The organism is Alphaproteobacteria bacterium (assembly GCA_030740435.1).
Taxonomy (GTDB): Bacteria; Pseudomonadota; Alphaproteobacteria; order UBA2966; family UBA2966.
In genome coordinates this window covers 1-24472 of sequence record JASLXG010000015.1, presented here as the reverse complement: position 1 = coordinate 24472, position 24472 = coordinate 1, and the positions used below count along the sequence as shown (strand labels likewise).

Genomic DNA, 24472 nt, shown 5'->3' with positions numbered 1-24472 from the left:
GCAATGCCGCCTGGCGCCGCGAGTGACCCGAACCAACAAAGCAAACAACCCGCTCCCGCAGATCCATCGAATAGCTCTTACCCATGATCCACCTCCACGTATGGTGAATCACATTTCAAACCTTTTGGGAATCCCCTTTGCGATTCCTATTGAGCGCTCGACGCTCTAGCCAAAAAAAACCTAGCCGCTTACCGCACCCCGGACCACGTCGAGCGCCGTTTCCACGTCTGGTTCGCTGATATCGAGGTGCATCACGGCCCGCACCTGGTCGGCACCGCCGGGCACCATGTGGACGCCGGCAGCAAAGCAGCGCTCGGCGAATTCGGCGGCCGAGAGCGCCGTCACCCGGAAGCGCACGATGTTGGTCTCGACGCACTCGAGATCGACCTCGATGCCGGCCGTGTTGGCGATGCCCTCGGCGAAGCTGCGGGCCTTGGCGTGGTCCTCGGCCAGGCGTTCCCGGTGGTTCTCCAGCGCATAGAGCGCCCCGGCGGCGATGACGCCGGCCTGGCGAAAGCCGCCGCCGAACATCTGCTTGAAGCGCCGCGCCCGGGCCACGAAGTCGGCCGTTCCGGCCAGCGCCGAGCCCACGGGCGCCCCCAGCCCCTTGGAGAAACAGACCGAGATGGTGTCGAAGTGGGCGGCATAGTCGGACTCAGGAACTCCCGTGGCGATGGCGGCGTGCCACAGCCGGGCGCCATCGAGGTGCAGCGCCAAGCCGCGCTCGCGTGCCGCCCCGGCCACTTCGGCCACCGCCGCCAGCGGCCAGACCGTGCCGCCGGCCAGATTGTGGGTATTCTCCAGGCACAGGAGCTTGACCGGCGGCGGCACCGAGACGGGCATGAACGAATGGCGGGGATGGACCGCCGCCGCCACTTGGCCGGCCGTGAAAATTCCCCGCTCGCCTTGCAGGTGCCTGACCGTGATGCCCGAAAGCGCCGCCGTCGAGGCGCCCTCGATGGAATAGACATGGGCGCCGGCTTCGCAAAGCACGGCATCGCCGGGTTCGGTGTGGGCGCGCAGCGCGATCTGGTTGCTCATGGTGCCGGTGGGCACGTAGACCGCGTCCTCGGTGCCCAGGATCCCGGCCACCCGGGCCTCCAGCGCCTTGACGGTGGGGTCGTCGCGGTAGACGTCGTCGCCCACCTCGGCCTCGGCCATGGCGATGCGCATGGCCGCCGTCGGCCGACTGATGGTGTCGCTGCGCAGGTCGATCATGTTGGCCCTCCCAGCAAACCTTCGACGTAGGCCGGCACCACCTCGGTGGCCGGGCCGTTGATGCATTCGGCGAACAACGTCGCGCCCTCCGAGGGCTCCAGATTGAGTTCCACCGTGTGGGCCCGGCCACCCCGGCGCACCTCTTCGACGAAGCCGGCGGCGGGATAGACGTTGCCCGAGGTGCCGATGGAAATGAACAGGTCGCAGAGCGCCAGGGCGCTGTAGATCGCCCCCATCTCGAAGGGCATCTCGCCGAACAGCACGACGTGGGGGCGCATGGCGCCCTCGTGGGCGCATTCCGGACAGGGCGTGGTCGACGTGAGATCGCCGGGCCAGTCGTAGACGTTCTGGCATTCGTCGCAACGCGTTTTCAGCATCTCGCCATGCATGTGGATGACGTTTTCGCTGCCCGCCTTTTCGTGCAAGACATCGACGTTCTGCGTCACCACTAAAACCCGGCCGGATGATTCTTGTTCGAGGCGCGCCAGCGCCCTGTGGCCGTCGTTGGGCTCGGCCGTCAGCAAGTCCTTGCGCCGCGCATTGTAGAATTCGTGGACGAAGTCCGGGTTGCGCGCCAGCGCCTCGGGCGTGGCCACGTCTTCGAGATTGACCTTGGTCCACAGGCCGTCGACGTCACGAAACGTACCCAGCCCCGATTCGGCCGATATGCCGGCCCCGGTCAAGATCACGATTTGCTTGAATTCCTGTTCGGCCACGGGCACAACCTTTCGCTCAGGGTAATACGTGGCCCGGTTTACCCGCCGGCCCGAGGCAAGGCAAGCATGGCGAACCCAGCGATCAACGTCCTGTTCGTTTGCACGGGCAACATCTGCCGCTCGCCCTCGGCCGAGGGCGTGTTTCTGAAGGCCGTGGAAACCGAGGACTTGGGCAACCGTGTCGCCGCCTCATCAGCCGGCCTCATCCGCTGGCACGTCGGCGAACCGCCCGATCCGCGTTCGCAAGTGGCGGCCCGCCAGCGCGGCATCGATATCGCCGGCCAGCGCGCGCGGCGGGTGGCCAAAAGGGATTTCCGCGACTTCGACTACATCGTCGCCATGGACCGCGGGCACCTGGACGAGCTCGAACGCATGTGCCCGGCCGGGGAACGAGAGCGGGTCCACCTCATGCTCGATTTCGCCGAAAGTTCCGAAGGCGATGTGCCGGACCCCTACTACGGCGGTGACGATGGATTCGAGATCGTGCTCGATCTCTTGGAAGACGCCTCACGAGGCCTGCTCGCCCACATCCGCAAACGCCATTTCGAGGGGGCTTGATGCCCGCCGCAGCCCGGGTCGAAGCGGCTCTGGGCCAGGCACCCCGGGCCCTGCGGCCGCTCTCCGGCGGCTGCGTCGGCGACGTCTTTCGGGCCGAGATGGCGGACGGCGACCTGGTGGTCAAGCTCGGCCAAGCCGGCAGCCAACTCGACCTTGAAGGCTGGATGCTGGAGGTCCTGGCCGGCGCTGACTTGCCGGTGCCCGAGGTCGTGCATGCCGCCGATGACATACTGATCATGACCTACATCGAGGGCGGCGGCGCCCTCGATGCCCGGGCCGAAGCCCACGCCGCCGAGCTGATCGCCGCGCTACACGAAAACACGGCGGACAGCTTCGGCCTCGAACGCGATACCCTGATCGGCGGCCTGCACCAACCGAATCCGCCTGCGGAAAAATGGATTCCGTTCTTCCGCGACCAGCGCCTGCTCTACATGGGCTGCCAGGCGCTGGACGCCGGCCGCCTGCCCGGTTCCGTCTTCGCCCGCCTGGAGACACTCGCCGGCCAACTCGAGCGCTGGCTCACCGAGCCCCGCCCCGCCCTCATCCACGGCGACCTCTGGGGCGGCAACGTGCTGGCGGCCTCGGGCCGCATTTCGGGCTTCATCGACCCGGCCATCTATTACGCCGATGCGGAAATCGAGCTCGCCTTCTCGACGCTGTTCAATACCTTCGGAAAAGCCTTCTTCAGCCACTACAATGAGCTCCGCCCCCTGGCGCCGGGCTTCTTCGAGGAGCGCCGCGACCTCTACAACCTCTACCCCCTGCTGGTCCACGTCCGCCTCTTCGGCGGCGGCTACGTGGGTTCGGTGGAGCGAACGCTGAAGCGCTTTGGGGTGTAAGCGCTTACAATTGATGTTTGAGTGGGGGGGCTGGGACCATAGGCTAACATGACAGCCGAGGATCACGGTTCGCATCTCGGATCGAAGGCGGAGACAGGATGTTCAAGCACATAGCACGAATGGGTTTTGCCCTGGTCTTGGCCGGTAGCGTTGTCTCGGTCCACCATGCCGCGCGGGCCGACGCAGGCCAGAAGAGTATGGGATCCGGCGGCCACATGAGCGGCGCGCAACACGATCACAAGGATGGCATGCAACCTGCCCGGAAGGTCGCCTGCACCTCGCCGGTACGGCTTGGCGATGCCGCCGAGAGCAAGCCCGGCGGCGCCCTCTACAAAGGCCCGCTTCCGAGGGAGGCGACGGAAACGGGAGGCCGCTCGCTGGGTGCCACCCGGGTGGCCTCGGGCAAGCACTACAAGAGCATCAAGACCATGAAGGAGATGGAGGGAGCCCACCAGTTGCACAAGGGGCAAAGGGGTGGCGAGCTGATCATGGTGCCCAACCAACTGCACCATCTGGAGGTCGTCTACAGCGAGGAATGCGGCTATCAGGTCTTCTTCTACAACGCCTTCACCGAACCCATCCGGGCCAACCGCTTTTTTGCCTTCATGCTGATCCTGCCGGAGGACGGCGACGACTTCTTCGAGGTTCTGCGCTTTCTGACGCCGAGCCCGGACGGCAGCCACTTGGCCACTCGAATCTCCCATGGCCGCAACGGCCCGAAGCCGAGGGGCATCTTCGAGACCGAGCTCTACATCAAGTTCCCGGAGAGTATCCAGCCCATGCGCTTCGAGGTCATCGTCGGCACCGAGGTCAGCTGGAAATAGGCCAGTTTTTTTGCTGGGTCCTAATGCGATTTACGCTGGTTGATCGGATCGAGGGTGGCGTCGCTCAGGTCGGCGTCGGTCAGGTCGGCCTGGCGCAGGTCGACGTGGGAGAGTTTGGCGCCGCCGAGGTTGGTGCCGATCAGCTTGGTGGGCCAGAGATTGCCGGTGGCGTGGCCCCGCTGGTTTTTCAGCTCGATCGCTTTGAAACTGGCGTGGCGCAAGTCGGCCAAGCGCAAATCGGTCCGGCTGAGGTTGGCACCGGCAAAGTCGGCGTGGCGCAGATCGGCGCGTGAGAGGTCGGCACCGCTCAAGTCGGTCAGTACGAAAAGCCCGTGCGAGAGCTTGGCCGAGGAGAGCCGGGCGTTGCTGAGGTCGGCACCGGAGAGGTAGGCGGAGCTGAGATCGACGCCTGAGAGATCGGCCGCCACCAGAGTGGCCCGCGTCCCCCGACGGCCGTTGCTGTCCACCCACAACGCGTGGTCGCGGAGCGTCTTTTGCAGATCGATGGGCAAGTCCCGGCTGCCCAGGCTGACCCGGGCATCCATCAGGTCGGTGCCTTCGAACGAGGTCTTGTAGAGGATGGCGCCGCGCAGGTTGGCGCTGCGCAACAGCGCATTGTCGAGCCGGGCGCCGCTGAAATCGACCGCCGAAAAATCCGCCTTTTCGCCCAGGGCGGCGACCAGGTCGGCGCCTCTCAGGTCGGCGCCGTGAAAGATGGCACCATTCATCGTCGCCCGGCGCAACACGGCGTCCTTCATCGAAGTATGGGCGAAGCGGGCGCGGGCCAGCCGGGCACCCTCGAAACTGGCGCCCTCGAGACGCGCCTCCGAGAGATCCGCCGGCGTCTCCACGGCCGACCCCACGGCCATGCCGGGACGCAGATTGGCCTCGCTGAAGCTGGCCCCTTTCAAGCCGGCGTTCTGCAGCCGGGCGCCTCTGAGGTCGGCCCGGTCGAACTTGACGCCGTTCAGGGCGGCGCCGCGCAGGTTGGCGGAGAAGAGGTCGGCGAAACTGAAATCGCTGCCGTCCAGGGAGGCGTCCGAGAAGTCGATGCGGCTCAAGATGGCCTGCTGGAAATTGAGGTTGCTGAGCCGCAATCCAGACAGCCGGGCTCCCTTGAGCTCGGCGCGTTCACCACCGACCAGCCCACGCACGAAGCGGTCATGCCGCTTGATGATAGTGACCAGTTCCTCGGGGGTCACGCGCGCGCCCCGCGGGTCGCGATCGCCATACCAGATTCCCCCTTCCCGGACGAGCAGAACGCCCACACACTGCCTGACAAATTAGGCGCTGTCCAACCGATGGGAAGTGACGGCGGTCACACCAGCGGGTTGACTGGCTATTTCCCTGATCGCTCCAAGGGAAAAGTCGCTTCGATCGTGTGGATGGCGCCACCCTGGCCGAGGAAGCTGGAATAGAGGTGAAATTCGCCCACCTCAAAAGGCTCGCTGGCGAAGGCGTCGTGGGCGGCGAGGAAAGTGCCGAGGCGGTCGGGCGGGGGTTTTTTCAGGCGCGCGATGGTGACGTGGGGGTGGAACTTGCGGCTCTCGGGCTCGATCAGGTCATGCAGCACGGTTTCGATTTTACCCTGAAGCTGGGCAAGCCCATCGCTGGGCTTGACCCCGGCCCACAACACCCGGGCCTGGCGCAGCTTGCCGAAGCTGCCAATTCCCTCGAGGCCGAGTTCGAAGGCCGGCAGCCGCACCAGGCGCAGCGCCTCGGCGATATCGGGCAGCAGCGGCTCCTCGACCTCGCCGATGAAGCGCAGCGTCAGATGCATTTGCGCCTCATCCGTCCAACGCGCGCCGGGGATGCCGCCGGCCATGTCGGCCAGGCGGCGGCGCACTTTGGTGGGGAAATCGATGGCCACGAAGAGGCGAATCATGGCCGGATCACCGGGCCGCCTCGAGCAATTCGCGGGCCAGCGGCAGCAGGCCTTCGACGATGATGTCGACGCCGGCCGCCGTGGGGTGGATGCCGTCGGTCTGGTTGAGCTCCGGGACCGCCGCCACGCCGTCGAGAAAGAAGGGATAGAACAGGACCCCGTGCTTGGCCTCCAGGTCGGGATAGATGGCGTTGAAGCGGGCCTCGTATTCCGGGCCCAGGTTGGGCGGTGCCAGCATGCCGGCCAGCAAGACGGCGATGCCGCGTTTCTTGAGCTCAGCGATGATGGCGTCGAGATTGCCGCGAGTGGCGTCCGGATCGAGCCCCCGCATGGCATCGTTGGCGCCGAGCTCGATGATGGCGGCGGCCGGCTTGTCGGCCAGCGACCAATTGAGCCGCGCCCGGCCGCCGGCCGAGGTGTCGCCCGAGACGCCGGCGTTGATTACTCGCACGGCGAGGCCGCGATTCCTCAGTGCCGCCTGCAGCTTGGCCGGAAAGGCCTGGTCGGCGGCAAGACCGTAGCCTGCCGTCAGGCTGTCGCCCAAGGCCAGCACCAGAGTTTCGGCGCTTGCAATTCCTGCCAAAGTCACCCAGATAACGAAAACGCAGCCGGCCAGGGGCGCCAGCACAGCTTTGGGGCATCGGGGAGAGGTCATGGAAAGTGACGGGGCAATTCTCAGCCTCGAGGACGTGGCGCTTACTCTGGCGAGCGCCGCCGGTGCCGTCAATATCCTGCGCGGCGTCGACCTCGCCGTGGCCCCCGGCGAGACCTTGGGGGTGGTCGGGCCTTCGGGCTCGGGCAAGTCGACGCTGATGTCGGTGATCGCCGGGCTGGAGCGCCCGACCTCGGGCAGCGTCAGCGTCGCCGGCCGGCGGCTGGCCGCGCTTTCGGAAGACGAGTTGGCGCTTTTCCGCCGCGAACACGTGGGCATCGTCTTTCAGTCCTTCCACCTCATCCCCACCATGACGGCCATCGAGAACGTTGCCATTCCCTTGGAACTGGCCGGCCGGCCCGAGGCCTTCACGGAGGCCGGCGCCATGCTCGGACGCGTCGGTCTCGAATCCCGCCTGGGCCACTACCCTTCCCAGCTATCCGGCGGCGAACAGCAGCGCGTGGCCCTGGCCCGGGCCTTCGCCGGCGGCCCCGAACTGGTGCTGGCCGACGAGCCCACGGGAAACCTGGACAGCGAAACCGGTGCCGCCATCGTCGAATTGATGTTCGATATCCAGGAACGCGACGGCAGCACGCTGCTGCTGATCACCCACGACGATGCCGTGGCGGCGCGCTGTGGGCGCATCGTGCAGATGAACGACGGCCGTCTGTTGGATTCATGAGCGATCCTTTCGTCACCTGGCCGCTGGCCTGGCGCTTCGCCTGGCGCGAGCTCAGGGCCGGGCTCAAGGGCTTTCGCATTTTCCTGGCCTGCCTGACGCTGGGCGTCGCCACCATCGCCGGCGTTGGCTCGCTGTCGACGGCCTTGATCTCCGGCCTCAAGGATAACGCCCGCACGCTCTTGGGCGGAGATGCCGAGGTCAGGATTTCCAGCCGCGACATCTCGGCGGCGCAGCACCGATACCTGGCCGTGCACAGCCGCCAACTCACCCAGGTCCGCCACATGCGCGCCATGCTCGGCACGACCGCCCCGGGGGCCGCAGGCAGCGGCCGGCGCACCCTGGTGGAGGTGAAGGCCGTGAGCCCCGGAGCGGCCGGATATCCGCTCTACGGCCAGTTGCAGCTCGAGCCGGCGCAGTCGTTGGCCGAAGCCCTGGCCCAACGCGACGGCGTGCCTGGCGCGGCGGTCGAGGTGACGCTGTTGCGCCGCCTGGGGGCGAAGCTTGGCGATGTCGTGCATCTGGGCGCGAGGCGGCTGCGCCTCAACGCCACCATCGTGCGCGAGCCGGACCGGGTGGCCGGCAGCTTCGCGCTGGGGCCCAGGCTGATGCTCTCGAACCAGGCCCTCGACCAAAGCGGCCTGGTCAAGCCGGGCAGCCTGGTGCGCTACATGTACCGCTTGCGGCTGGCGCCCGAGACCGACTTGAAGGCCTGGCGGAAAGGCCTCGGCCGGGCTTTTCCCGAAGCTGCCTGGCGGGTCTATCTGTTTGGCGACGCCCAGCCTTCGGTGCGCCGTTTCGTCGACCGCTTGGGTATTTTTCTTTCGCTGGTCGGGCTGACGGCCCTGAACATCGGCGGCATCGGGGTGGGCAACACGGTGCAAAGTTATCTCGCCGGCAAGAGCGAAACCATCGCCACGCTGAAATGCCTGGGCGCCGGCTCGGGTCTGATCTTCCGTATTTTCCTGCTCGAAGTCGGCGCGCTGGCGCTGTTGGGCGTGCTGGCCGGGGTGCTGCTGGGCGCACTGGTGCCCTATGGCGTGGTGGCGGCGCTGGGGGAGTCCCTGCCGGTGCCGGCGCGGCTCACGTTCTATGCCGGGCCGCTGGCCCTGGCCGCCAGCTTCGGTGTGCTGACGGCGCTGGCCTTTGCGCTGTGGCCCCTATCCAAGGCCCGCGAGGTGCCGGCGGCCAGCCTTTTTCGCAGCCTGGTGACACCGCTCGGCCGGCTGCCGCGCCGGCGCGACCTGTTGGCCCTGGCGCTGGCCGTGGCGACCCTGATCACGCTGGCGCTGCTGAACGGCCAACACGTCATTTTCAGCCGCGCCTTCATCGCCGGCACGGTGCTGGCGCTGGCCGCCTTTTGGCTGCTGGCGCGGCTCTTGGTGGCGACGCTGAGGCGCTTGCCGCGGCCCTCGCGGCCGGCGCTCAGGCTGGCGCTCGCCAACCTCACCCGGCCCGGCGCGCCAACGCCCAGAATCGTGGTCTCGCTGGGCGCCGGCCTGACCGTGCTGATCGCCGTGGCGCTGGTCGAGGGCAATCTGGCGCGCCAGGTGGCCGAGCGCATTCCCGAACGCGCCCCGGCCTTCTTTTTCATCGACATCCAGCCCGACCAGGTGGCGCCCTTGGAGGCTGCCATCGCCGAGCTCCCAGGGGCCGAACTTTTGCAGCGCCTGCCCACCTTGCGCGGCCGGCTGGCCGGGATCGGCGGAGTGGCGGTGGCCGAGGCCAAGATCGATCCCCAGGCCGAATGGTTCACCCAGGGCGAGCGCGGCTTTACCTATCTCGCCAAGATGCCGGCCGACACCGAGCTGACGGCGGGCAAATGGTGGCCCGAGGACTATGCCGGACCGCCGCTGATCTCGCTGGGCGCCCGCATTGCCGAGGGCATCGGCGTCGGCGTCGGCGAGAGGCTCAGCTTCAACGTGCTGGGCCGCCGCATCACCGCCGAAATCGCCAACTTGCGCACCATCGACTGGTCGCGCATGCGCCTCGACTTCGTCGTCATCTTCGCGCCGGGCACGCTGGAGGGCGCGCCCCAGGTCCACGTCGCCTCGGCCAGCGCCCTGCCGGCCCGCGAGGAAGCGCTCTACAAATCCATCACCCAGCGCTTTCCCAACATCTCGGCGGTACGCGTGCGCAACGTGCTGAAGACCGTGACGCAGCTATTCGAGCGCATCGTCGCGGCCACCCGGGTGATGGCCGTGGTCACGCTGGCGGCCGGCCTATTGGTGCTGGCCGGAGCCGTCGCCGTGGGCCAGCGCCGCCGCCTGCACGAGGCCGTCATCCTCAAGGTGCTGGGGGCGACGCGGCGCGACGTGCTCAGCGCCCAGGTTCTGGAATTCGCCATCCTGGGCCTGGTCACGGCCCTGGTGGCGGCGCTCATCGGCTCGGTCGCCGCCTGGTCGATGGTCACCATGGTGATGGCCGGCGAATGGGTGTTCACGCCGTTGGCGGTGGTCCTGACAGCGGCCGGCGGCCTGGCCGTGACGGTGGCCTTCGGCCTCATCGGCACCTGGCGCACGCTGGGCCAGAGACCGGCACCGGTGCTCAGGGAGCTCTAAGAAAAACACCCCCTCCCTTGCCCTCCCCCATCAAGGGGGAGGGAGAAAGAAAAGGGCGCTCAAACGAAAAAAATCAAAAAGCCCGCCATGGGGGCGTGCGGGTTAGAGGACGGATTCGATCCACTCGACCAGTTTGCCTTTGGGCAGGGCGCCGACCTTGGTGGCTGCGACCTGGCCGTCCTTGAACAGCATCAGCGTCGGGATGCCGCGCACGCCGAACTTGGTCGGCGTCACGGGATTGTCGTCGATGTTGAGCTTGGCGACGGTGACGCTCTGGTCCATCTCGTCGGCAATCTCTTCCAGCGCAGGTGCGATCTGCTTGCAGGGGCCGCACCATTCCGCCCAGTAGTCGACCAACACCGGCTGCGGAGATTTCAGCACGTCGCTCTCGAAAGAGTCGTCGCTGACGTGGGTAATGCTCATCGTGGGCTCCCGTAACCTGTTTTCCCGCAGGAGCGATTATTATGGCTCGTTGTGTCACCGAGCCCGACCGGTCGAAATCATCTAAGCGTCGCCTTTGGGGCGCGTCAAGGCATCCAGTGCGCGAGAATATCGGGATTGATTTCCATCAGTCTCGGCCCGTCCGTCCAGAGAAGCGCGCAACGGATTGTTCTGTCTGGATAAATTATTTCAAGGGCCGCCCGATAGGCGGCCAATTGCCGCAGATAGGCCGGTGCCACCGCGGCGACGCTCCGGGGCGGCGGCCGGTTGGTCTTGTAATCGACCAGCAGCACCTCGTTTTCGGCCACGCACAGGCGATCCACCTGGCCCGCCAGGATCTGGTCGCCGAGCCGCGCCGTCACGGCCACCTCGGCCCTTGATCCCGGCCCGAAAAGGGCCGCAAATCCAGGCTCCTCGAGCACCGTGATGGTTTCCTCGGCGATGGCGGCGCGGGCCTCGGCCGCCAGTTCGGGCGCCAGGACCTCGAGCAGCCGGGCGGCCGCCGGCCGGCGTTCCGCGGGCGCCACCTCGGGCAGGCTTTGCAGCAAGCGATGCACCAGATTGCCGCGGCGAAAGCGCCCGCCATCGTCGGCTTCCAGCGGTGCCCGCACGGTTGGCTCGGGGTCTGGCCGTGAAGGTGCCAGCGGTGCCGGCGGCCGGGGCTCGGCGGCCGGTGGCCTGGTCGCCCAGTCCGGCAGCGAGCGGCCAGAGGGGCCCAGCGGTTCAAGCTTTTCCAGGCGGTCCGGGTCGGGCCCCTGCGCCCCCTCCAGCCTCAGCATTTCGCCCCACTCGCTGCCGTGGCGTTCCGCCTTGCCCTCCAGCCCCTGCCAAACCAGGTCGTACCAGCAACCCTCGCCGCGGCCCTGGCTGGTCTCCCAGCCGGCCACGTAGAGCCGATCCTCGGCCCGCGTCATGGCGACGTACAAGAGCCGCCGGTACTCGCGCAAGCGGCTTTGGCGGGCGGCTTGGCGGGCCTTATCGGCGGCACCCACCTCGTACTTGCGGCGCACCGGCCAGAGCAGGATCTCTCTCGCTCCGACCCCCGCCCCCGGCTCATCATCCTCGAGCCAGAGCAAACGGTCGTCTTGGCTGGGCACCCGGCAGCTGTCGGGCAGGAAGACCACGGGCGCCTGCAGGCCCTTGGCGCCGTGCACGGTGAGCACCCGGACCTCGTCGCGGCCCAGCTCCAGGTCGCGCTTGACCTGGGCTTCGCCGGCCGTCAGCCAGTGCAAGAAGGCCTCCAGCGCCGGCGCATGGAGGCGCTCGAAATCGAGCGCCAGCGCCAGGAATTCGTCGATCGGGTCGTTGACCTCGCTGCCCAGCCGGGCCTTGAGGCGCTGGCGGGCACCGCCCGGACCCAAAAGCGCGGCGTAGAATTCATAGGGCGGCACATAATCGGCAGCGGCCAGCAGGCCGGAGAGGAATTGCCAGGCTTCCCGCCAGGCCGGCTGCTCGCCGCGCCTCGTAGCCAGGGCCTGCCAGAGCGAGCCCGGGCGTTGCCAGGCCAGGGCGAAAAGAGCCTCGTCGTCGAGGCCCACCAGCGGGCTCTTGAGCACCTCGGCCAGGCTGAGATCGTCGTCGGGCAGCAGCACGAACCGGCCCAGCGCCACCAGGTCCATGACCGCCAGCTGATCGCTCAGCACCATGCGGTCGGCGCCGGCCACCGGCACGCCGCGCTGCTTCAGCGCCCGCACCATCTCCTCGAAGAAGAGGTTGCGACGCTGCACCAGGATCATCACGTCGCCCGGGCGTAGCGCCCGGCCGCGCGATGGTAGTTGCTCGCCGGCAGCCAGCCAGCCGGCCAGGCGGTCGGCGATGCGTCCGGCCAGGCGCACCTCGGGGCTGGGCCGGGCCTGTTGATCAACGGCCGGCATCCAGGGATCTTCGGGCCCTTCCTTTACCGGCAACTCGAGGGGCCAGACCTCGACCAGTCCTGCCTGGTCGAGGCGGTCGGTTTCATGCCGGATTCCCTGCTCGCCGAACAACAGCCCGTCCTGCGCCTCGGGCTGGGCGAAGACGGCGTCCACGGCGGCCAACACGGCCTGGTTGGAGCGGAACGACTTTTCCAGATCGACCCGATCCCAGAGCCCACCGGCGTTCTCGGCAAGGCCGGCGAAGTGGTCGCGCCAGGTCACGAAACCTTCGGGGTCGGCGCGTTGGAAGCTGTAGATCGACTGCTTGGCGTCGCCCACTGCGAAGACGGTGCGAACCCGCTCTCGGGCGCCTAGGCCGGTGAAGAACTCCTCGGCCAGTGCCGCTACCACCTGCCATTGTTCGGGATTTGTGTCTTGGGCCTCGTCGATAAGGATGTGATCGAGGCCAGAATCGAGTTTGTAGAGCACCCATTGGGCGCTGCCGGGGCGTTGCAGCATGTCGCGGGTGGCCAGGATAAGGTCGTCGTAATCCAACAGCCCATGGCGCCGCTTGGCGGCCTCGTAAGCCGCCAGCAAGGCCTCGCCCAAGGCCAGCAGCGCCGCCGTCGAGGCCGCCACGTGGGCGGCGTGGCAGCGCTCGATCACAGCGGCCAGGCGGGCCACCTCCCGCCCCAACACGTCGGCCCCTTCGGGCTCGCGCTCTAGCGCGGCTTTGTTGATCAGCGTTTTGCGCGGTTCGCCGGCCTTGGTGAAGAACGTGCCGAGGTAGTCGTCAAAGCCTGCCGCCCGGCCCGCGGCGTCGGCGGCCAGCCAGGCTTCGATGGCCGCGCCACGGGCCTGATCGCTGGCGCTGGCGCTGGCGCCAAGCTGGGCCGTGGCCACGCGCCTGAGGTCGGCGCCGGCGATTTCGCCATCCTCGCAGGCCGCCAAACGCAAGCTTTCGACGCTGTCTCCGGGTTCGAGTTCGAGCGCCTGGCGGACCCGGGTCACGACGCCGTCGGGGCCGCCCGAGGTTGCCATCATGCGGCCCCAGCGCCCGCGGTTGGAGGCCAACTCGTGCAACAGGCCGGCGAAGTCGTCCTCGCCCACCTGGCCCGTGACCTGGGCCAGTTCGGCCTCGAGCGGGCCACCGGCGGCAGCCGCCAGGACGGCGTCGCGGGCCGCCCCCAGATGCTCGGCGGCGCTGCGCTCATCCATGGCTTGGAAGTGGGGCATGAGCTCGGCCTCGAGCGGGAAACGGCCGAGAAGGGACTCGCAAAAGGCATGAATGGTCTGGATCTTGAGGCCGCCGCGGGCGTCGAGGACGTTGGCAAAAAGCCGCCGCGCAGTAGCCAGCTGGTCGTCATCGGGGGCTTGCCCGCCGAGGCTCGCGAGCTCTGCCGACAGGGCCTCGTCGCCCAGCATGGCCCAGCGCCCGAGACGTTGGTTGAGCCGGTTCGCCATTTCGGCCGCGGCCGCCTTGGTGAAGGTCAAGCAAAGAATATTCTCGGGCCGGGTGCCGGCCAGCATCAGGTGCAGCACACGGTCGGTCAGCACCCGGGTCTTGCCGGTGCCGGCCGAGGCCGAGACCCAGACCGAGGTCTCGGGCTGGGCCGCCTGGCGCTGGTCCGGCGTGGCGCCGCCGCCGCCACCGCCCGAGTTGGCAGAGGCCGGTTGCGCGGGCGTTGCCACAGGGGCTGGAGTGGCTGGAGTGGCCGGGGTGGTCGGGGTGGCCAGGGTCGCCGGGCCGGCGCTATCGCCGCCCGACCATTCGCGCACCCTCGCCAGGTGGTCGTAATCGGCCCAACGCGGCGCCAGCGCCGGCCGCGGCTTGGCCCGATAGGGCGTGGCGTCGTCGTCGTAGGCTGCCACCAGGCGTTCGATGCCCTGGCGGGTGGTGGCCAACAGCTCGGCCGTGTCGCCCTTGACGTCGCTGACTTCGCCGGCCGGGTCGCCGCCCGAGAGGCGCCAGTGCGAAAGCAGCGTGACCTCGGCCGGCTCGAGCCCGGCGAAACCGCCGGCCGCGGCGATCAGCGCCTCCAGGGCGAGCTGGGGGGTGGTGCCGGACTTGATATCACGCGCCTTGGGCAGGGCGCCGGTTTTGTAGTCGACGATGGCCAGGCTGCCGTCGTCCAGGCGGTCGATGCGGTCGGCCTTGGCGCGGATGTTGAAGTCGTGGTCGGGCAGCCGGAATTCGCCGCTCACCTCGCGCGCCGCCGGCTGCCGTCCGGCCCTCGCCAGGTCCTCGAGTTGGGCCACCAGCCAGGCCGCGATGCGCTCGAAGCGGGGCCACCAGAAGGCCAGCACGCCAGGCCGGGCCAGGGCCTCGCCAAAGGCCTGGCGGCCGCATTCGAGCAGCTCGTCGAGGGCGTTTTCGGGAAGGCCGGCGGGGTGGCGTTCGAGGAAGTGGTCAAGGGCCTGGTGGATCATGACACCACGCTCGGCCGCCCCGGGGTCGGCATCGATGGGCAGCAGCGGCTTGAGGCCAAGCAGCCGCTTGGCATAAAGCGCGTAGGGGTCGCGGATCCAGGTCTCGATATCGGTTACCGCCAGCGCCCGCGGCCGGGCCGCCAGTGGCGGCCGGGGGGCCGGCGGAGCGGCCGGCTTGGAGACGTGGCTCGGCCCGTCGAGCTGGTCCTGCCAATAGAGCCAAGGCAGCGCCGCCGGATCGGCCCAGGGCACGTTGCGGCCGGCCAGGAAGGCTTGGATGCGCAACAGCCAGCGCGAGGGCACGGTGGGCGTGCCATCGACCTTGTCGGCCCGCGTCAGTACCACGCGGGGAGCGGACGCCGCCTGCACGAAGTCGTGCGCCGTCAGGCCGATGCGGCGTTCCGGCGCGGGCAGACCGAGGCTTGCCCGCATGGGCCGGCTGAGCCAGGGGTCGGGTCGCGGCGCCGGTGGCCAGGTGCCTTCGTTGAGGCCGCCCAACACGATCAGGTCGGCGCTTTGCAGCCGCGCCTCCAAAAGCCCCCAGATGAAAAGCCGGGGATGGCGGCCATGGCGCGGCCGCACCGCCTGGCCGGCCAACAAGGTGTCGAATAGCGCCGCGTAGGTCTCTCCCGCGATGGCCGGCAAGGTCTCGGCCGCTTGGGCCAGTTCGGCGACAAATCGCGCCGCCGCCTCGCCGGCCTCGCCGGCCCACAGGCGTTGGGCACCGGGATCCTCGGCCGTGGCCGCCAGGGCCTCGGCGATGGCGACGTGGCCGGCCAGCAACTCGCCCAGCCTGGCTTCAGTGGCCAGCAGTGCCGTCTGGGGCGCCACCAGGGCTTCGAGCTGGGCGAGCCAGGCATCCAGCTCGGCATCCTGGTCCGCCAAGGCGGCACGCAGGCCGGCAAAACCGGCGGCCGGCCGGGGGCCGCGCAGCACCAGGCGCTCGAGGCGGCGCAGCCGGCGCAGGAATTCGCCGCGCTCGAGGCCGCCGGCGGCCAGCGGATGCTTGAGCGCCGCCAGCAGGGACAACGGTGCCGCCTGCTCGGCCAGCAGCGCCGCCGCCAGACGCAAGAAGACGCCGGGCGGCGTGGCGGCCAGCGGCAGGCCGGCCGAATCATCGACCTCCAGCTCCCAGCGTCCGAGCTCGGCCGCCACCCGCCGGGCCAGGCCGCGGTCCGGCGTCACCAGGGCGGCGGTCTGGCCGGGCTGCTCCAGGGCCTGGCGCAGCAGGATTGCGATGGTGCGGGCTTCTTCCAAGGGCGCCGGGCAGTCCAGGCGTTCGAAGCCCGCCAGCGCGCCTTCGTCCGGCGCCGCCACCCGCGGCCAGCCGGCTGTCGCCGGGGCCGGCTTGAGGGCCTCGGAGATGAGCCGCAGGCGCTCAGCCGGGGTGGCCGGCTGATGCTCGGTCCAGGGCACCACGTCGGTGCGCTCGACGCCCAGATGCGCGAGCAGTCGCTTGAGGCCGAACTGGGGGTGGCCGGGGTCGTCATCAAGCGTCTGCCAGGCCGCCTCGTCGAGCCCTTGGTCGAGGCCCGGCAGCACCACGGTGCCGGCCGGCAGGCGGGCGACGCAGTGCAAGAGATCGGCGCTGGCGGGAATGCTGCCGGTCGATCCGGCGGCGATTACCGGGGCCTCCGGCGGATTGTCCCGCCAGGCCCGGGTGCGGGCCTCAATCAGCCGGTTGCGGTAGGCCGCCGGGTCGCTGGCCTGTTCGTCCGCCAGCACGCCGGGCCAGGTCTCGGTGACGATGGCCAGGAAATCGAGCGTCAGTTGCCAGTGCTCGGCCAGCTCGGCCGGTACGATGTCGCCGAGCGCCGCGAATTCGAGCCTTTCGGTCTGCATCTGGTCGATCAGGCTGGCCAGCTCATGGGCCAAACCGGCGGCCTGGGCGGCATCGAGCTTGCCGGGATCGCGGGCCATGATCAGCCGGCTCAGCAACAACTGGCGCCTGAGCCCCGAGATCGGGCGCTCGCCGGCCGCCGCCTGGTACCAGAGCTCCTCGCTTTCCAGCAGCAATTCCTCGGCATCGACCTCGCCGATGGGCTGGATGACCGGCAGCAACAAAGCCTGTCCGGCACTTTGGCGCAGGAATGCCTCGGCCAAACTGCGACAGGCCCGGCGCGTGGGCAACAGGATGGTTACCTGGGCGAGATCGAGAGACGAACCAAAGCGGGCCAGCACGCCGGCCGCCAGCACATCGACGAAGGGCAGTCCGGCGGCGATGTTGGCGACCTTGGCAGGCATTTGCTGCCCGGCCTCAGAGCGCTGCCAGGGCGGCTTCGGCCTCGGCCAGGCCGGCCGGCGTGCCGACGTGCATCCAGACGCCCAGGTGGCGGCAGCCAAAGAGGCGGCGCCGCCCTTCCGCCAGGTCGTAAAGCCGGTTGAGCGAAAAGGCCCCCGCGGGCGCGTCATGGAACAATTTCGGGCTGAGGATCTGCACCCCGGCGAAGAGGAACGGCACCACCTCGCCGTGGCTGCGCCGGCGCAAACGCCCGGTCGGCGCCATGTGGTAATCGCCCTGGCCCTCGTAGCCGACGGCCCGCACCGTCGACTGCATCAGCATCAGCGCCTCCATGCGCCGGCCGTCCCAGGCCTCGGCCAGGCGCTGCAAGGTGTCGCGCGTGCCGTCGAGCCACAGCGCATCGGCGTTGACCACCAGAAAGGGGTCCGGCCCGAGCAGCGCCAGCGCCTGGGCCACGCCGCCGCCGGTGTCGCGCAATTCGCCGCTTTCGTCGGAGCAGACGATGTCGATATCGCGCCGCCCCGCCAGGTGGCTTTGCAGCATCTCGGCCTGGTGGTGCAGGTTGACCACGGCCCGGCCCACGCCGGCCGCCGCCAGGCGGTCCAGCGCCCGGTCGATGAGGCTGCGCCCGGCGACCTCGATCAGGGCCTTGGGCCGGTCGTCGGTCAGCGGCCGCAGGCGCGTGCCCAGGCCGGCCGCCAGCACCATGGCGCTCGCGGGGGGATTTTTCATGGTGCCGCCGGCGCCTGCCCATCCAGGGCCGGCAGGTGGCTCGCGAACCAGGCCTTCAAGGCCGAGAGCGCCGGGTGTTCCAGGTCGCGCTGCAAAAGCCCCCAGACGCGGGGGATGAGGTCGAGGTAGGCGGCCTTGCCGTCGCGCACGTAAAGCCGGGTGAAGACGCCGATGATTCTGGCGTTGCGATGGGCCCCGAGCACGGCATAGGCGGCGCGGAAGGCCTCGGGCTCGAATCCCGTGGCGGCCAGATAGCGCCTAATCATGGCCTCGGCCAACGCTTCCGGCACGTCGCGCCGGGCGTCTTCGAGCAGCGACACCAGGTCATAGGCCGGCGAGCCGGCCAGGGCGTCCTGGAAGTCGAGCAGCCCGACCCGAGCCAGGCCGTTACGCCCTGTGCGTTCGGACAGCCAGAGCAAATTGTCGGCGTGGTAGTCGCGCAGCACCAGCACGGGTTCGCCGATGTGGGCGAGGGCGAAAAGTTCGCGCCACAGCGCCTCGTACTCGCGGACCGCGGCGGGTGACGGCTTTGCCTCGACAGCCGGCAGGTACCATTCGAGAAACAGCCCCGCCTCTTGCCACAGCGCCGCGTCGTCGTAGGGCGGCACCTGGGGCAGGGGCTGGCGCTGCAGCTCGACCAGCAGGTCGACGGCGGCCCTGTATAGTTCTTCCTCGTCGGCTCCTTTCGCCAGCAGGCGGGTGAAAAGATCATCCCCCAGATCCTCCAGCAGCACGAAGCCCCGGTCGGCATCGACGGCCTCGACGGCCGGTGCCGAAAAACCCAGGCCGCCCAGGTGGCGGGCGATGGCGACGAAGGGGCGGACGTCTTCCTGGGGCGGCGGCGCATCCATCAGCACGGCCCGGTCTTCTCCCAGGTGCAGGCGTTCGTAATGCCGGAACGAGGCGTCGCCGGCCAGCGGCGAGCGCCGGGCCTGGCCCCAGCCGGCGGATTCGAGAAATTCCCCGGCCGCCTGGGCGCGTCCCAGCCCGGCCAGGCGTTGGGCCCAGTCGCCGTTGCCCTCGAAGGACGCCGTGCGTTCGTTCTCGCCGGCGCCGGGCTCCAGCCGCAGCACCAGCATGTCGGCCGGGCCGGCGCCCAAACGCTCGGGCCACTCGATCAGGGTGACATCGTCGGCGGCATCCTCGAGGCCGAGTTCATGGACCTCGTCGGGCCCCTCGAGGCGGTAGAGGTCGACGTGCCAGACGTCCAGATCGGGCAGCTCATAAATCTGCACCAGGCTGAAGGTGGGGCTCGGTACCTCGCCCAACTCAAGGCCCGCTGTGCGGGCCCGGGCCCGGATGAAGGCCCGGGCCAGCGTTGTCTTGCCGGCCCCCAACTGGCCGGCCAGGCCGATCACGTCGCCCGGCCGCACCAGCGCCGCCAGGCGCTCCGCCAGGTGCTCGCCGGCGGCTTGATCGGGTAGCGCGAAGCGGCTGATTTCGGCCATGCCGGTTTGTAGCCCGCGCCCGCCGCCGGAGCCATGCTAAAGTGGCGGCCATGAACCAGAACCCGGAATTGGGCGGCGACTTCGCCACGGATATTGCCATCGTCGGTGCCGGCCCGGCCGGCCTGTTTGCCGTCTTCCAGGCCGGCTTGCTGGAGATGCGCTGCCAGGTCTTCGATGCCCTGGCCGAGGTCGGCGGCCAGTGTTCGGCGCTCTATCCGGAAAAGCCCATCTACGACATTCCGGGCTATCCCGAGATCGCCGCGCTCGAGCTCATCGACAAGCTTGGGGTTCAGATCGCGCCCTTCGATCCCGTCTTCCATCTCGGCCGCACCGTCGAGGGCTTGGCGGAAATCGAGGGCGGCTTCGAACTCACGGCCGGCGACCAGAACTTCACCGCCCGGGCCGTCATCATCGCCGCCGGGGCCGGCGCCTTCGGGCCCAACCGGCCGCCCTTGGAGGGGATCGAGGACTACGAGAACGGCGGTGGCGTGCACTACCTGGTGACCCGGCGCGAGGATTTTCGCGGGAAGCACGTGGTCATCGCGGGCGGCGGCGATTCGGCCGTCGACTGGGCGCTTTCGCTGGCGCCGCTGGCGGCCAGCGTGGCGCTGGTGCACCGCCGGCCCAAGTTCCGCGCCGCCCCGGAAAGTGCCCGCCGGCTCGAGCAATTGGCCCAGGCCGGCGAGATCGAGCTGGTGGTGCCCTATCAATTGGCCGGCCTGGAGGGCGAGGGCAAGCTTTGCGGCGTGCGCGTGGCGACGCTGGACGGCGAGGAAAGGTTGCTTGAGGCTGACGTGCTGCTGCCCTTCTACGGCCTGGCCACCTCGCTGGGCCCGATCGCCGGCTGGGGGCTGGAGCTGGCCAAGGGCCAGATCACCGTCGACCCGGCAAGCTGCCAGAGCAGCCGGCCAGGTATCTTCGCCATCGGCGACGTGGCCGCCTACCCGGGCAAGCTCAAGCTTATCCTGACGGGCTTTGCCGAGGCGGCCACGGCGGCCCACGCCATCTACCCGCTGGTCCACCCCGACCAGGCACTGCATTTCGAATATTCCACCACCAAAGGCCGGCCCGGCGGCTGAGCTATTCCTCGCTGCCCCCGCCGGCGATCTCGTCGAAGGCCCGCACGATGTGGTCGGCCAGCTCGCGTAGGTAGACCGAACCCTTGATGGTGCGCAACACGATGATGCTGCGCCGGTCGCGATCGTCGGTCGCCCGGCGCACGAACTCATGGCTCTCCAGGCGGTCCAACGCCCGCGTCACGGCCGGCTTGGAGATCGCCAGCGAGGCCGCCAAGTGGCGCACCGAGTGGGGTGGCGGCTCGAGATAGACGGACAATAAGACCGCCATCTGACGGACCGAGAGGTCGGGCTGGTCGCTCTGCACGCCGGCCAGCAACGGGCTGTGCCAGAGCTTGAGCGCCTGTTGTGCATCGAGGATGGCCACGGCTTCCGTCGATTTCCCCAAGGTTTCGTTACGACTTCGTATCGAATATAGCGCCTCGGGTGTCCCTAAGCCAACGAATAGCGCTGGGCGATCACGGCAAACAGCGTCCGCATGGTCTGGGCCTCGCCGCCCACCGGCCGGCCCGGGCGGGCCCGCTTGTTCCAGGCGTAGAGATCCAGATGCGCCCAGGCCCGGGCCTGGCTGACGAAGCGCTTGAGGAAGAGCGCCGCCGTGATCGATCCCGCCATGCGCTCTTCGCCGGCGTTGTTGAGGTCGGCGATGCGGCTCTCGATGAGGCGGCCGTAGGGCGCCCATAGCGGCAGCCGCCACAGGGGATCGGCTTGGGCCTCGGCCTGGCGCGCCAGATCGGCGGCCAATTCGTCGTCGTCGCAATAAAGCGCGGCGATCTCGGGGCCCAATGCCGTGCGGGCGGCGCCGGTCAGGGTGGCGGCATCGAGCAGCAGCTCGGGCGCCTCGGCGTCGGCCTCGGTGATGGCGTCGGCCAGTACCAGGCGGCCCTCGGCGTCGGTGTTGCCGATCTCGACGCTGAGGCCTTTGCGGCTTTGCAGCACGTCGCCGGGGCGCAGGCTTTGGGCCGAGACGGAATTGTCGACGGCCGGGATCAGCAGACGCAAGCGGAGATCAAGCCCGGCCTCCATGATCATGCCGGCCAGCCCAAGCATGACGGCGGCCCCGCCCATGTCTTTCTTCATCAGCGCCATGGCCTCGGCCGGCTTGAGGTCGAGGCCGCCGGAATCGAAACAGACGCCCTTGCCCACCAGGGTGACGCGCGGCGCCGCTTCGTTGCCCCAGCAGAGATCGAGCAGCCGGGGCGCCCGGTCGCTGGCCCGGCCCACGGCGTGGATCATGGGGAAACCGGCGTCGAGCAGCTCAGACCCGATGGTGGTCCGGAAAGTGGCGCCGTGGCGCCCGGCCATCTCGCCCACCAGGGCCTCCAGTTCGGCCGGGCCCAGGTCGGCGGCCGGCGTGTTGACCAGATCGCGCACTATTTCCGTGGCCGCCGCGGCGCTTTGCACGGCGGCCCGGTCGGCGCCCTCGGGCCAAACTAGGTCGGCGGGCCGGCGCTTGGCCGGCCGGTAGCGCGCAAACGCATAGCAGCCCAAGGCCCAGCCCAGCGCCGCCGCCGTCGCGAAGTCGTGCGGGTTTTCCAGGCGGTAGGTGCCGGCCGGCAAGGCCTGGGGCAGGCCGGCGAAATCCCACAGCGTGGCCGTCCGGCCGCGCACCAGCACGACGCCGCCCGGCCGCTCGGCGGCAGGTCCCTCGGCGCTAGGCAGCACCAGATGGCGGCCGGCCCGGGCCTCGAAGCGGTGGCTTTCGAACCAGCCCTCGAGCTCCGGCCGGGCCTCGAGCCAGCCGGCGAAGCCCTCGACGTCGACCACCGTGATGGCGATGGTTTGGTCGGCCTCATCGAGTAGGTGGTCGGTCAGCAAGACGGCTCTCCCGGGCGGTGCTAGGCTTGTGGCGGCGGTCGAACAAGGCACGGCCGGCCACGGATTGCAAGCCTGTGAAGGAGCCAGCCATGCCCGAGCCCCACATCGTCATCGGTACGCCTAATTTGTCGTCCTGGTCTATGCGGCCCTGGCTGCTGATGCACGATGCCGGGGTGCCGTTCGGGCAGACCGTGATCGATCTCGAGCGGCCCGACCGGCGCCAGCGGATTCTCGAGCATTCGCCGGCCGGCCGTGTGCCGGTGCTCAAGACCGGCGCAGACCTGATCTGGGAATCGCTGGCCATCTGCGAATACCTGGCCGAGGCCCACCCCCGGCGCCGCTGGTGGCCGGCCGGGGCCGCCGCCCGGGCCCGAGCCCGGGCCGTGGCCAGCGAGATGCATGCCGGCTTCGCGGCGCTGCGCGAGGCGCTGCCCATGGATTTCCAGGGCCGCGGGCTGAAATACCAGGACAGCCCCGAGGTGGCCGCCGACATCGCCCGCATCGTGGTCATCTGGCGGGACTGCCGCGAACACCAGGACAACAGCGAGGGCCCCTACCTTTTCGGCCGCTTCGGCATTGCCGACGCCATGTTTGCGCCGGTGGTGTCGCGCTTTCGCAGCTACGAAGTCCCCCTTGAAGGTCCGCCGGCGGAGTATGCCGAAACCGTCTGGCGGCACCCCGCCATGCAGGCCTGGGAAGCCCTCTGCGAATAGGAAAAAAGCGTCCGAAAAAAGCGTCCGCGTCCCCTTAATTAGGTTTGTTAAGGCGGGTGGCTGGCGAAGGTTAAGGGGGCTAGCGCCTGATGCCGACGTTGCGGTAGTAGCGTTCGGCGCCCGGGTGCAGCGGCAGGGTGATGCCGCTGAGCGCCGTTTCCAGACGGATTTGCCGGCCCTTGACGTGGCCGCTGTCGAGGTGGCGGCGGTTGTTGGGGTGCCACAGCGCCTGCGTCACCTTGAACACCAATTCCTCGTCGACGCCGGCCCCGACCAGCCACTGCGCCCCCAGCCCCAGCGTCGCGGTCTCGCCGATGCCTTCGTAGGTGCCGGCCGGGATGACGTCGTCGACGAAGAAGGCGTTGTGCTGGATGGTAGCGGCGGCGTCGGTGCCGGCCAGCGCCACCAGATCGATGCTGCCGCGGCTGGCCAGGTCGCTGATGGCCGAGGCGGGATAGCCGCCGATGAAGAAAAAGGCGTCGAGCCGGCCTTCCAGCAACCTCTCCGCGGCCATTTCCGGCGCCAGGTAGAGGACGTCGAGGGCGCGCCAGTCGATCTGGTGGGCGGCCAGGATGATCAGGGCGTCGGCCTGGGTGCCCGAACCCGCCGTATCCAGCGACACGCGCTTGCCCACGAGGTCGGCGAGGCGCCGGATGCCGGCGCCCCGGCGGGCCACCAGGTGGACGCTGACGCGAAACAGGTTGGCGATCACCCTGAGGCTGCTGGCGCGGCCCCGGCCCTCGTAGAACTGGGTGCCAAAGTAGGCCCAGTGCGCGATGTCGGCCTGGACCAGCCCCGAGGCCAGGCGGCCGCCGCCGATGGCGGCCAGGTTGGCCACCGATCCGGAGGTCGACTGGGTGACGCCGATCAAGCCGGGTACGCCGCAGTTGCCGCCCTCCTCGCAGGGCCCCGAATCGGGTGGGCTGGAGATGACCCGGCCCAAGAGCCCGCCGATGGGGAAAAAAGCGCCGCCGACGTGGCCGGTGCCGATGCGGAAAAAACGCATCTCCTGGGCCGCCGCCGGAGGTGCCACGGCCAGCCAGAACCCGAGCATGAGCAAAAGCGCCAAGCCCCGGCGCCACCGCCGTTTTTCCATCATGGCCGGGTTATACGCCGCTCAGCGCCAGGCTCAAGGGTTTTTGGGCCCCAGTGCCCTGCCCGAGAAATTCATAGTATGAATTTCTGGGATAAGCAGGCCACTAAACATTTGATTCTAGTGTGATTCAGATCCCGAATTTCGGCGCATGAAATGCGCCGAACTTCAGAATCATCACACTAGCGCCGGCTCGAGGATCGTGGCATTGGCGGCGATGAACGGCTTTACGAACGTGACACCTTCGATTTGCCGGCCGTCCTGGAAATCCTCGCTGATCAGAAAATCGCACCGGGCCTGGCGCGCCACTGCCCACATCATGGCGTCCCAAAAGGCGAGATCATGCCGAGGCACCGCATCAATGGCCCGCATGACGGTCTCTTCGCCGGCACAGCGAACGGCGAATACCTCGCGCCACTTGGCGACAAATTCCTTGGCGATCTCGGGCTCTGTTTTGGCCTTGCGCGTTGCCACGAAAAAAAATTCAGCCAGGCATTGCAGGACCAGCATGCTGTCGACATAAACGGCCCGCGCGACCAGATCGCAAGCGACGTCATGTCTGGTGCCTGCAGCCGAATCGGCGGCATAACCCCCATTTCCCAGATGAACTCGTTAATCGATGCCCTGAGATGGAGATTATGCTATAAGAATCAATATGTTGAGGAGTTGATGGAGTGGTTGGCATGGCACACCC

20 protein-coding genes and 1 pseudogene are annotated in these 24472 nt (G+C 68.7%); 7 read left to right on the top strand and 14 right to left on the bottom strand.

Translation table 11 applies throughout. The features are described 5' to 3' along the window. Nucleotides 1–180 precede the first annotated feature (180 nt). Nucleotides 181–1218, bottom strand: a complete 1038-nt coding sequence (locus QGG75_01835) for a GntG family PLP-dependent aldolase (protein MDP6065986.1) — start codon at nucleotides 1216–1218, stop codon at nucleotides 181–183. After that, nucleotides 1215–1934: an NAD-dependent deacylase gene (locus QGG75_01830; GenBank protein MDP6065985.1), complete on the bottom strand. Its 720-nt coding sequence runs from the start codon at nucleotides 1932–1934 to the stop codon at nucleotides 1215–1217. Before QGG75_01830 ends, QGG75_01835 begins: the two co-directional genes overlap by 4 nt. Before the next feature lie 66 nt (nucleotides 1935–2000). On the opposite strand from QGG75_01830, the gene QGG75_01825 reads away from it, so the two are divergent. The 3 genes from QGG75_01825 (at nucleotide 2001) to QGG75_01815 (ending at nucleotide 4155) form a co-directional block, all read left to right on the top strand. Beyond that, a complete protein-coding gene (locus QGG75_01825; protein ID MDP6065984.1) occupies nucleotides 2001–2492 on the top strand; it encodes a low molecular weight protein-tyrosine-phosphatase in 492 nt (163 codons plus the stop codon). Further along, nucleotides 2492–3331, top strand: coding sequence for a fructosamine kinase family protein (locus QGG75_01820; protein ID MDP6065983.1), 840 nt, complete (start codon nucleotides 2492–2494; stop codon nucleotides 3329–3331). Before QGG75_01825 ends, QGG75_01820 begins: the two co-directional genes overlap by 1 nt. A gap of 248 nt (nucleotides 3332–3579) precedes the next feature. Further along, nucleotides 3580–4155, top strand: a complete 576-nt coding sequence (locus tag QGG75_01815; protein ID MDP6065982.1) for a hypothetical protein — start codon at nucleotides 3580–3582, stop codon at nucleotides 4153–4155. Between the two features lie 20 nt (nucleotides 4156–4175). On the opposite strand, the gene QGG75_01810 is transcribed toward QGG75_01815, so the two are convergent. From QGG75_01810 to QGG75_01800, 3 genes are all read right to left on the bottom strand, one after another. Further along, nucleotides 4176–5357: a pentapeptide repeat-containing protein gene (locus tag QGG75_01810; GenBank protein MDP6065981.1), complete on the bottom strand. Its 1182-nt coding sequence runs from the start codon at nucleotides 5355–5357 to the stop codon at nucleotides 4176–4178. Nucleotides 5358–5494: 137 nt separating this feature from the next. Then, the gene (gene thpR, locus QGG75_01805) at nucleotides 5495–6040 is read right to left on the bottom strand and encodes an RNA 2',3'-cyclic phosphodiesterase (protein ID MDP6065980.1); all 546 of its coding nucleotides are present in this window, start codon (nucleotides 6038–6040) and stop codon (nucleotides 5495–5497) included. Between the two features lie 7 nt (nucleotides 6041–6047). Then, on the bottom strand, nucleotides 6048–6695 hold the full coding sequence (locus tag QGG75_01800; protein MDP6065979.1) for an arylesterase: 648 nt from the start codon (nucleotides 6693–6695) through the stop codon (nucleotides 6048–6050). On the opposite strand from QGG75_01800, the gene QGG75_01795 reads away from it, so the two are divergent. Both QGG75_01795 and QGG75_01790 read left to right on the top strand, forming a co-directional pair. Next, on the top strand, nucleotides 6694–7374 hold the full coding sequence (locus tag QGG75_01795; GenBank protein ID MDP6065978.1) for an ABC transporter ATP-binding protein: 681 nt from the start codon (nucleotides 6694–6696) through the stop codon (nucleotides 7372–7374). The two genes, QGG75_01800 and QGG75_01795, sit on opposite strands and share 2 nt — an antisense overlap. Continuing rightward, on the top strand, nucleotides 7371–9932 hold the full coding sequence (locus QGG75_01790; protein ID MDP6065977.1) for an FtsX-like permease family protein: 2562 nt from the start codon (nucleotides 7371–7373) through the stop codon (nucleotides 9930–9932). Before QGG75_01795 ends, QGG75_01790 begins: the two co-directional genes overlap by 4 nt. A gap of 102 nt (nucleotides 9933–10034) precedes the next feature. Here the strand turns inward: QGG75_01790 and trxA are convergent, their stop codons facing one another. From trxA to tsaE, 5 genes and pseudogenes are all read right to left on the bottom strand, one after another. Further along, nucleotides 10035–10355 carry a thioredoxin TrxA gene (gene trxA, locus QGG75_01785; GenBank protein ID MDP6065976.1) on the bottom strand — a complete coding sequence of 107 codons (321 nt, stop codon included), beginning with the start codon at nucleotides 10353–10355 and terminating at the stop codon, nucleotides 10035–10037. A gap of 104 nt (nucleotides 10356–10459) precedes the next feature. Next, on the bottom strand, nucleotides 10460–13918 hold the full coding sequence (addA, locus tag QGG75_01780) for a double-strand break repair helicase AddA (GenBank protein MDP6065975.1): 3459 nt from the start codon (nucleotides 13916–13918) through the stop codon (nucleotides 10460–10462). 63 nt (nucleotides 13919–13981) lie between these two features. Then, nucleotides 13982–16900 (bottom strand): annotated as a pseudogene (addB, locus tag QGG75_01775) (double-strand break repair protein AddB). A gap of 13 nt (nucleotides 16901–16913) precedes the next feature. Then, entirely contained in the window at nucleotides 16914–17630 is a 717-nt protein-coding gene (locus tag QGG75_01770; protein ID MDP6065974.1) for a nucleotidyltransferase family protein, read from the bottom strand. Continuing rightward, nucleotides 17627–19078 carry a tRNA (adenosine(37)-N6)-threonylcarbamoyltransferase complex ATPase subunit type 1 TsaE gene (tsaE, locus tag QGG75_01765; GenBank protein ID MDP6065973.1) on the bottom strand — a complete coding sequence of 484 codons (1452 nt, stop codon included), beginning with the start codon at nucleotides 19076–19078 and terminating at the stop codon, nucleotides 17627–17629. The genes QGG75_01770 and tsaE overlap by 4 nt, the downstream gene beginning before the upstream one ends. A 50-nt stretch (nucleotides 19079–19128) precedes the next feature. Between tsaE and QGG75_01760 the strand changes: the two genes are divergently transcribed. Next, nucleotides 19129–20157 (top strand): NAD(P)/FAD-dependent oxidoreductase, encoded by a 1029-nt coding sequence (locus QGG75_01760; GenBank protein ID MDP6065972.1) that lies wholly within the window; start codon nucleotides 19129–19131, stop codon nucleotides 20155–20157. A 1-nt stretch (nucleotide 20158) separates the two neighbouring features. On the opposite strand, the gene QGG75_01755 is transcribed toward QGG75_01760, so the two are convergent. Together QGG75_01755 and QGG75_01750 are read right to left on the bottom strand one after the other, a co-directional pair. Continuing rightward, nucleotides 20159–20542, bottom strand: coding sequence for a MarR family winged helix-turn-helix transcriptional regulator (locus QGG75_01755; GenBank protein ID MDP6065971.1), 384 nt, complete (start codon nucleotides 20540–20542; stop codon nucleotides 20159–20161). 44 nt (nucleotides 20543–20586) lie between these two features. After that, a complete protein-coding gene (locus QGG75_01750; protein ID MDP6065970.1) occupies nucleotides 20587–21969 on the bottom strand; it encodes a leucyl aminopeptidase family protein in 1383 nt (460 codons plus the stop codon). 92 nt (nucleotides 21970–22061) lie between these two features. Here QGG75_01750 and QGG75_01745 point away from each other — a divergent pair, with 92 nt between their 5' ends. Continuing rightward, nucleotides 22062–22685 (top strand): glutathione S-transferase family protein, encoded by a 624-nt coding sequence (locus QGG75_01745; protein ID MDP6065969.1) that lies wholly within the window; start codon nucleotides 22062–22064, stop codon nucleotides 22683–22685. Between the two features lie 79 nt (nucleotides 22686–22764). Here QGG75_01745 and QGG75_01740 read toward each other — a convergent pair whose 3' ends face one another. After that, nucleotides 22765–23781 carry a TAXI family TRAP transporter solute-binding subunit gene (locus tag QGG75_01740; GenBank protein ID MDP6065968.1) on the bottom strand — a complete coding sequence of 339 codons (1017 nt, stop codon included), beginning with the start codon at nucleotides 23779–23781 and terminating at the stop codon, nucleotides 22765–22767. Between the two features lie 174 nt (nucleotides 23782–23955). After that, nucleotides 23956–24288 (bottom strand): PIN domain-containing protein, encoded by a 333-nt coding sequence (locus tag QGG75_01735; protein MDP6065967.1) that lies wholly within the window; start codon nucleotides 24286–24288, stop codon nucleotides 23956–23958. Between the last annotated feature and the right edge of the window lie 184 nt (nucleotides 24289–24472).

Bases quoted from the DNA above. Each gene is read 5' to 3' on its own strand.
- thpR (MDP6065980.1), bottom strand. From the start codon at position 6,040: ATGATTCGCCTCTTCGTGGCCATCGATTTCCCCACCAAAGTGCGCCGC.
- QGG75_01835 (MDP6065986.1), bottom strand. From the start codon at position 1,218: ATGATCGACCTGCGCAGCGACACCATCAGTCGGCCGACGGCGGCCATG.
- QGG75_01745 (MDP6065969.1), top strand. From the start codon at position 22,062: ATGCCCGAGCCCCACATCGTCATCGGTACGCCTAATTTGTCGTCCTGG.
- QGG75_01790 (MDP6065977.1), top strand. From the start codon at position 7,371: ATGAGCGATCCTTTCGTCACCTGGCCGCTGGCCTGGCGCTTCGCCTGG.
- QGG75_01760 (MDP6065972.1), top strand. From the start codon at position 19,129: ATGAACCAGAACCCGGAATTGGGCGGCGACTTCGCCACGGATATTGCC.
- QGG75_01800 (MDP6065979.1), bottom strand. From the start codon at position 6,695: ATGACCTCTCCCCGATGCCCCAAAGCTGTGCTGGCGCCCCTGGCCGGC.
- QGG75_01825 (MDP6065984.1), top strand. From the start codon at position 2,001: ATGGCGAACCCAGCGATCAACGTCCTGTTCGTTTGCACGGGCAACATC.
- QGG75_01770 (MDP6065974.1), bottom strand. From the start codon at position 17,630: ATGAAAAATCCCCCCGCGAGCGCCATGGTGCTGGCGGCCGGCCTGGGC.
- trxA (MDP6065976.1), bottom strand. From the start codon at position 10,355: ATGAGCATTACCCACGTCAGCGACGACTCTTTCGAGAGCGACGTGCTG.
- QGG75_01815 (MDP6065982.1), top strand. From the start codon at position 3,580: ATGCAACCTGCCCGGAAGGTCGCCTGCACCTCGCCGGTACGGCTTGGC.
- QGG75_01795 (MDP6065978.1), top strand. From the start codon at position 6,694: ATGGAAAGTGACGGGGCAATTCTCAGCCTCGAGGACGTGGCGCTTACT.
- QGG75_01820 (MDP6065983.1), top strand. From the start codon at position 2,492: ATGCCCGCCGCAGCCCGGGTCGAAGCGGCTCTGGGCCAGGCACCCCGG.
- QGG75_01740 (MDP6065968.1), bottom strand. From the start codon at position 23,781: ATGGAAAAACGGCGGTGGCGCCGGGGCTTGGCGCTTTTGCTCATGCTC.
- tsaE (MDP6065973.1), bottom strand. From the start codon at position 19,078: ATGGCCGAAATCAGCCGCTTCGCGCTACCCGATCAAGCCGCCGGCGAG.
- QGG75_01735 (MDP6065967.1), bottom strand. From the start codon at position 24,288: ATGCTGGTCCTGCAATGCCTGGCTGAATTTTTTTTCGTGGCAACGCGC.